The 6,995-nt window shown below is 70.1% G+C and carries 8 protein-coding genes; 4 read left to right on the top strand and 4 right to left on the bottom strand.

The features are described 5' to 3' along the window. The 3 genes from ASE87_RS16645 to ASE87_RS06395 all read left to right on the top strand — a co-directional run. Positions 1 to 1,108: ERAP1-like C-terminal domain-containing protein (locus ASE87_RS16645; protein WP_235472225.1), on the top strand; the 1,108-nt coding region annotated here is incomplete at its 5' end. Between the two features lie 128 nt (positions 1,109 to 1,236). Next, positions 1,237 to 2,238 carry a mechanosensitive ion channel family protein gene (locus tag ASE87_RS06400; RefSeq protein ID WP_056226968.1) on the top strand — a complete coding sequence of 334 codons (1,002 nt, stop codon included), beginning with the start codon at positions 1,237 to 1,239 and terminating at the stop codon, positions 2,236 to 2,238. Further along, positions 2,235 to 2,720: a globin gene (locus ASE87_RS06395; RefSeq protein WP_082060186.1), complete on the top strand. Its 486-nt coding sequence runs from the start codon at positions 2,235 to 2,237 to the stop codon at positions 2,718 to 2,720. The genes ASE87_RS06400 and ASE87_RS06395 overlap by 4 nt, the downstream gene beginning before the upstream one ends. Positions 2,721 to 2,735: 15 nt before the next feature. On the opposite strand, the gene ASE87_RS06390 is transcribed toward ASE87_RS06395, so the two are convergent. Further along, the gene (locus tag ASE87_RS06390) at positions 2,736 to 3,407 is read right to left on the bottom strand and encodes a hypothetical protein (protein ID WP_043597013.1); all 672 of its coding nucleotides are present in this window, start codon (positions 3,405 to 3,407) and stop codon (positions 2,736 to 2,738) included. A 21-nt stretch (positions 3,408 to 3,428) separates the two neighbouring features. On the opposite strand from ASE87_RS06390, the gene ASE87_RS06385 reads away from it, so the two are divergent. Further along, a complete protein-coding gene (locus ASE87_RS06385; protein ID WP_056226967.1) occupies positions 3,429 to 4,298 on the top strand; it encodes an acyl-CoA thioesterase II in 870 nt (289 codons plus the stop codon). 16 nt (positions 4,299 to 4,314) lie between these two features. Here the strand turns inward: ASE87_RS06385 and ASE87_RS06380 are convergent, their stop codons facing one another. From ASE87_RS06380 to ASE87_RS06370, 3 genes are all read right to left on the bottom strand, one after another. Then, on the bottom strand, positions 4,315 to 4,788 hold the full coding sequence (locus tag ASE87_RS06380) for a thioesterase family protein (RefSeq protein ID WP_043597007.1): 474 nt from the start codon (positions 4,786 to 4,788) through the stop codon (positions 4,315 to 4,317). Between the two features lie 16 nt (positions 4,789 to 4,804). Continuing rightward, on the bottom strand, positions 4,805 to 6,490 hold the full coding sequence (ettA, locus tag ASE87_RS06375; protein ID WP_056226966.1) for an energy-dependent translational throttle protein EttA: 1,686 nt from the start codon (positions 6,488 to 6,490) through the stop codon (positions 4,805 to 4,807). Positions 6,491 to 6,527: 37 nt separating this feature from the next. Continuing rightward, a partial coding sequence (locus ASE87_RS06370) for a hypothetical protein (protein ID WP_369813997.1) occupies positions 6,528 to 6,995 on the bottom strand: 468 nt, incomplete at its 5' end.

The raw sequence follows: 6,995 nt of genomic DNA, 5'->3' as shown, positions 1-6,995 counted from the left end.
CCCCACCATCCGCCCGCACCGCCTCGCCATCGGTCTCTACGCTCTGCAGGGCGACGCCCTGGTGCGCACCGACCGCGTCGAGATCGACGTCGACGGCACCCGCACCGAGGTGCCCGAGCTGGTCGGCCTGAAGCGCGGCGACCTCGTGCTGATCAACGACGACGACCTCGCCTACGCGAAGATCCGCCTCGACGAGGTCTCGCTCGCCACCGCGATCGCGCACCTGTCGAAGATCTCGAACCCGCTGGCCCGTGCCCTCGTCTGGGGCTCGGTCTGGGACGCGACGCGCGACGCCGAGACCTCGGCCTCGGACTACGTGCGACTCGTGCTCGACAACATCGCGACCGAGACCGAGTCGACGACGATCCGCACCACGCTCTCGCAGCTGCTGCAGACCGCCCGCAGCTACGTCGCACCCGCACGCCGCGCCTCCACGATCACCGAGGTCGGCGACGGCCTCTGGGCCCTGGCCCAGGGCGCCGAGGCCGGATCCGACGCACAGTTCCAGTTCGTCACCTTCTTCGCCGCGATCGCGTCCACCGAGGCGCACGAGGAGGCGCTGGCCGGTCTGCTCGACGGATCGCTCGCCCTCGAGGGCCTCACCGTCGACACCGACCTGCGCTGGCAGCTGCTCGAGGGCCTCGTGCTCGTCGGCGGTGCCGGCGAGGCCGAGATCGACGCCGCCCTCGCCGAGGACAACACGGCGAACGGTGCCCAGGCGGCCGCACGGGCCCGTGCGACGATCGCGACCACCGAGGGCAAGCTCGCCGCCTTCGCGTCGGTCGTCGACAGCGCCGAACAGCCCAACGCCATCGTCCGGGCGACGACCCTCGGGTACCAGCACACGAACGACCCGGCGATCCTGCAGCCGCTCGTCGAGCGCTACTTCTCGTCGCTCACCGGCATCTGGGAGTCGCGCAGCTACCACATCGCCGACACCCTCGTCTCGGGGCTGTACCCGGCCGGCCTCGCCGACCAGGCGCTCGTGGACGCGTCCTACGCGTGGCTCGAGGCGAACCCCGAGACGCCGGCCCTGCGCCGCATCGTGAGCGAGAGCGTCGCGGGCGTCGAGCGGGCCCTGCGGGTGCAGGCGGTCGACCAGCAGTAGTCGCGCCCCGGGTCGCACGACGACCCGACGAACGACCCGGACGGCGGGCCCTCTCACAGGGCCCGCCGTTCCGGCGTCCAGGCGCCTCCCGGGTGAGGTCGCGGCGGCGTGCTTGACTTGTCGCTCATATGGACCTCCTCCTCGCAGCTGCCACCGACCCCGCCGCCCCGATCGCCTTCGACTGGGACGCGTTCTGGACGATGTGGCGCGTTCCCATCCGGATCGTCGCGATCCTGCTCGTCGCGGTGTTGTTGCGCGTCGCCCTGCACTTCACGATCCGTCGGGTCGTCGACCAGGTCGTGAACGGCATCAAACGCAAGCAGAACGTCGACGACACGCAGGCCCTCATGGCCTCTCCCCTCCAGGCGGTCCGGGTCGTGCAGCGCACTCGCACGCTCGGCAGCGTGCTGAACAACGTGGTCACGGTCGTCGTCGCGGGCATCGCGCTCGTCTTGATCCTCGGCGAGCTCAACTTCAACGCCGTCGCCATCGTCAGCGCCGCCGGGGTCGTGGGGGCGGGTCTCGCATTCGGTGCCCAGAACATCGTGAAAGACATGCTCAACGGCATCTTCATGGTCGCCGAGGACCAGCTGGGGGTGGGCGACGTCGTCGACGTCGGGCCCGCGGCCGGTGTCGTGGAGGCCGTCGGCATCCGCGTCACGCAGGTCCGCGACGTCAACGGCGTGCTGTGGTTCGTGCGCAACGGCGAGATCCTGCGCGTGGGCAACATGTCGCAGGGCTGGACGCGGGTGGTCATCGACCTCGCCGTGCCGTACTCCGCCGACGTCGACCAGGTGCAGGACGCCATGCTGAACACAGCCAACGAGCTCGCGGCGATCCCCAAATGGAAGCGCGCCATCATCGACCAGCCCGAGGTCTGGGGCATCCAGTCGATCTCCGAGGAACACGTGGTGATCCGCATCGTCGCCAAGACCAGGTCCTCCGACCGCGACAACGTCGACCGCGAGCTGCGGTCGCGCCTCAAGAAGACCCTGGACGCCATGGACATCGTGCTGCCCTCGTTGACGAGCGTCGTCCTGACCGGCTTCGACAGCGCCTCCTCGGTCCAGGGCGCCCGGGCGCCGCGCACGGTGCCGACGCCCCACGTGCCGCGGAGCAAGCGCAAATGACCGACATCCCGCTGACGCCGCGCCCGTCCACCGCGCAGCCCGTGACTCCCCCGCCGTCGGCCGTGCCGGTCACCGTCCGGCGGGGTCTCGGTGACGACGCCGCCCAGGGCAACTTCTGGCAACAGATCGGCGGGCGGCCGACCTTCGAGAAGTTGGTCCGTCGCTTCTACGAGGGCGTCCGGACCGACGAGGTGCTCTGGCCGATGTATCCCGAGGCCGATCTCGAGGGCGCGATCCAGCGCTTGACGGGGTTCCTCGAGCAGTACTGGGGTGGGCCCACCACCTACAGCCAGGAGCGCGGGCACCCCCGCCTGCGCATGCGGCACATGCCGTTCCGGGTGACGCCCGAGGCGCGCGACCACTGGCTGCAGCACATGCGGGTGGCCGTCGACGAACTCGAACTCGCACCCCTCGACGACGCGATGCTCTGGGGTTACCTCGACCGCGCCGCCCAGGCCATGGTCAACACGTTCGAGCGCTGACGACCGCGGACCGCGTCAGAGCAGGGACGACCGCCGCTTGACGAGGACGTGGCCCTTGGGCGTCGTGAGGCGCGTCCAGGTGCCCGTCTCGAAGACGGCGACCTCGTCCTCGCCGTCGAGGAAGCCGAGGCTGAGCGCACCGAAGCCGGCACCGGCGGGGACTCCCTCGGCGCCCTCGACGGGTGCCGACCACACGTCGGCCCTCACCCGGTGCACGATCTGCTCGCCCGTGCCCGTCGGGATCGCCTCGGCGACGCGGGCGATGCCCGCCTCGGCCGTCGAGCGGAGGCGGTCGGACTCGATCGGTTCGAGCCGTGCCCAGCCGCCCCGCGGCGGTGAGATGGCCGCCCAGGTCACCGTGTTGACCGTGGCGGGCACGGACACGGTGACGGGCGCGGTCGGGTCGACGACGTCGTTCTGCAGGCGCACGAGGCGCTCTTTCAACGACCGGACCGGCACCACGGCGTCGAACTCGGGACGGTCGTCGAGCTGGAAGGTGCGCAGTCCGAGCACCGTGGGGCTCGAGTCGAGCAGCCCCATCGGGTAGAAGACGGCGACGTAGACGGCGAGGACGCCCGAGCCGGCGATGAGCCGGACCGAGCCGTCCTCAACCCGGCCCGCACGCCCGAGATAGGTCGCGAGATCGCTGAGGGACAGGGAGTCGGGGAGGGTGAATGCGTCGTTCATCGGCCCCCTAAACTACATCGGGTGACCGTCGATCCGCTGCAGAGCCTGCTGTCCACCCTCGACCTCTCGCCAGCGGGCAACGTCGGCGGGCAGGACGTCTTCACCGGGGGGTCACAACCCGAGCCGCTCGGTCGCGTGTTCGGCGGACAGGTCGCGGCACAGGCCCTCGTGGCCGCCCAGCGCACCGTCGGCGGTGGACGCGACGTCCATTCGCTGCACTCGTACTTCCTGCGGCCCGGCGACCTCACCATCCCCATCACGTTCACGGTCGACCGCATCCACGACGGCCGCTCGTTCGCGACCCGACGCACCCAGGCCTCGCAGGACGGGGTGCCGATCTTCTCGATGATCGCGTCCTTCCAGACCCCCGACGAGGGGCTCGACCACCAGGTCGACATGCCCACCGGGCTGCCCGACCCCGAGGGCGTCCCGAGCGACGCCGAACTGCTGTCGGCCGTCGACAACCCCGTCGCCCAGTCGTGGGCGCGGCGCCCGTTCGACATGCGTCACGTGCCGTCGCCCGTGTACTTCAGCGTCGAGGGCGACCACGTCGCCCACCAGGCCGTCTGGCTCAAGGCGACGGGCCCGCTGCCCGACGACGCCGACCTCCACCGCGCCGCCCTGCTCTACGCCAGCGACTACACCCTGCTCGAACCGATCTACCGCCGCCACGGCGTCGCGTTCGTCACCCCCGGCCTCAAGGTCGCGAGCCTCGACCACGCCATGTGGTGGCACCGCCCCGCGCGTGTCGACGAGTGGTTGCTCTACGTGCAAGAGAGCCCCAACGCGGTCGGTGGCCGCGGGCTCTCGCTCGGTCGCATCTACGACCGAGCGGGCACGCTCGTGGCGAGCGTCGCGCAAGAGGGCATGGTGCGGGTGCCACGAGGCTGACGGGACGCGTGCCGGGTCAGCGCCGGCGAAAGGCGAGGGGCTCTTCGACGAACGGTGACCAGGCGTCGCGCTCGACGTCCGAGATGCGTCGTGGCCGGTCGGTCGCCGAGTCGACGAGCACGATCGTGGTGGCGGCCTTCGTGAACAGCTGCCGGGGTTCGACGCCCTCGGGCGACCAGACCTCGTAGCAGACCTCGAGGCTCGCTCCGCCGAGACGTCCGACCCAGATCTGCACGTCGAGTGGGGCCCGCAGGTACGGGATGGGGATCAGGTACTCGAGCTCTTGACGGGCGATGAGCGTCATCGTCGTGGCGTTCGGGCTGCCGTCGAGGACGGCGGCCGACGACCGCTCGTCGATCGCCCCGTCGGCCGACCAGAACGCGTCGATGCGCGCCTCCTCGAGGAGGCGCAGCATCGACGCGTTGTTCACGTGTCGGTACCCGTCGAGATCGCTCCAGCGGACTCGGGTCGGCACGTGCAGGCGGGTCATGACGGTGGGGTACCGGTCAGTCGCGCGTGAGCTTGCGGTACGTGGCCGAGCTCGGCTTCGCCGCGTCGGCACCGAGGCGCTCGACCTTGTTCTCTTCGTACGCCTCGAAGTTGCCCTCGAACCAGTACCAGTTGGGGGTGCCGTCGTCGTTCAGGCCCTCCCACGAGAGGATGTGCGTCGCGATGCGGTCGAGGAACCACCGGTCGTGCGTGATGACCACGGCACAGCCGGGGAACTCGAGCAGCGCGTTCTCGAGGCTGCCCAGGGTCTCGACGTCGAGGTCGTTGGTGGGCTCGTCGAGCAGCAGCAGGTTGCCGCCCTGCTTGAGGGTCAGCGCCAGGTTGAGACGGTTGCGCTCACCACCGGACAACACGCCGGCCTTCTTCTGCTGATCGGGACCCTTGAAGCCGAACTGCGACACGTAGGCCCGCGACGGGATCTCGGTCTTGCCGACCTGGATGTAGTCGTGCCCCTCGGACACGACCTCCCACAGGTTCTTGTTCGGGTCGATGCCGCCACGGCTCTGGTCGACGTACGAGATGTCGACCGTCTCGCCGACCTTCAGCTCTCCGCCGTCGAGCGGCTCGAGGCCGACGACCGTCTTGAAGAGGGTCGTCTTGCCGACACCGTTCGGGCCGATGACGCCGACGATGCCGTTGCGGGGCAGGGTGAACGACAGGTCGTCGATGAGCACCCGCTCGCCGAACGCCTTGTGCAGCTTCTTGGCGTCGATGACCTGCGAGCCGAGGCGCGGGCCCACGGGGATCACGATCTCTTCGAAGTCCAAGGTGCGCGTGCGCTCGGCCTCGTTCGCCATCTCTTCGTAGCGGGCCAGACGCGCCTTCGACTTGGCCTGGCGGCCCTTGGCGTTGCTTCGGACCCACTCGAGCTCGGACGCGAGGCGCTTCGCGAGCTTGGCGTCCTTCTTGCCCTGGACCTGGAGGCGCTCGCCCTTCTTCTCGAGGTAGGTCGAGTAGTTGCCCTCGTAGGGGTAGAGACGGCCGCGGTCGACCTCGGCGATCCACTCGGCGACGTGGTCGAGGAAGTACCGGTCGTGGGTCACGGCGAGCACGGCGCCGGGGTACTTGCTGAGGTGCTGCTCGAGCCAGAGCACGCTCTCGGCGTCGAGGTGGTTGGTGGGCTCGTCGAGGAGCAGGAGGTCGGGCTTCTGCAGCAGGAGCTTGCACAGCGCGACGCGGCGCTTCTCACCACCGGAGAGGTTCGCGACCTCGGCGTCACCCGGAGGCGTGCGCAGGGCCGACATGGCCTGCTCGAGCTGGGAGTCGAGGTCCCACGCGTCGGCGGCGTCGATCTCTTCTTGCAAGGTGCCCATCTCGGCGAGCAACGCGTCGAAGTCGGCGTCGGGCTCGGCCATGGCGGCCGAGACCTCGTTGAAGCGGTCGAGCTTCTGCTTGATCGGCCCCACGCCCTCTTGGACGTTCTCGAGGACGGTCTTGGTCTCGTCGAGCTCGGGCTCTTGCATGAGGATGCCGACCGAGTAACCGGGGCTGAGCTTCGCCTCGCCGTTGCTGGGGGTGTCGAGCCCCGCCATGATCTTGAGGATCGTCGACTTGCCGGCGCCGTTCGGCCCCACGACACCGATCTTCGCCCCCGGGATGAACGACATGGTGACGTCGTCGAGGATCAGCTTGTCGCCGACCGCCTTGCGGGCGCGCACCATCGAGTAAATGTATTCGGCCATGGCAGCGAGTCTATCGGGCGGGGCCCCGCCCCCGACGTCACCAGTCGATGGCTCGGGTCGACCCCACGAGGCAGGCGCCCGTGCCGAGCACCGGCGCCGTCTGGCTCGTGTACCCCACGCCCGAGACCTGCCCGATCAGGCAGTCCTGACCCCAGAGCACGGAGAACTGCACGCTGTCGGCGTCGCGGCCGATCGAGGTCGTGTCGGCGGTGACCTGCATCGACGACTTGTCGAAGCCCGCAGCCACGAGCGCGTCGACGACCGCGCGCCCGCCCGGGCGGGCGTTCGCGGCGACGGTCGCCGCGTTCACCTCGTCGAAGTGGGCCAGCGCCTCGGCCGTCGTCGACTCGGACGAGAACGCCGGAGCGCCCGTCGACGTCGCCGTGGGCTGCGTCGTCGGCGCCGGCTCGGGGGACGAGGTGCAGCCCGCGAGGGGGACCGCCACGGCCAGCAGGATCGCGGCGAGCCCCAGGCCGCGTGGGGGTCTCGAACCGTGCACAGGTGC

The organism is Frigoribacterium sp. Leaf44 (genome assembly GCF_001421865.1).
Classification (GTDB): Bacteria; Actinomycetota; Actinomycetes; order Actinomycetales; family Microbacteriaceae; genus Frigoribacterium.
The sequence above is the reverse complement of the archived record's forward strand: the minus strand, read 5'-3'. Positions and strand labels throughout refer to the sequence as shown.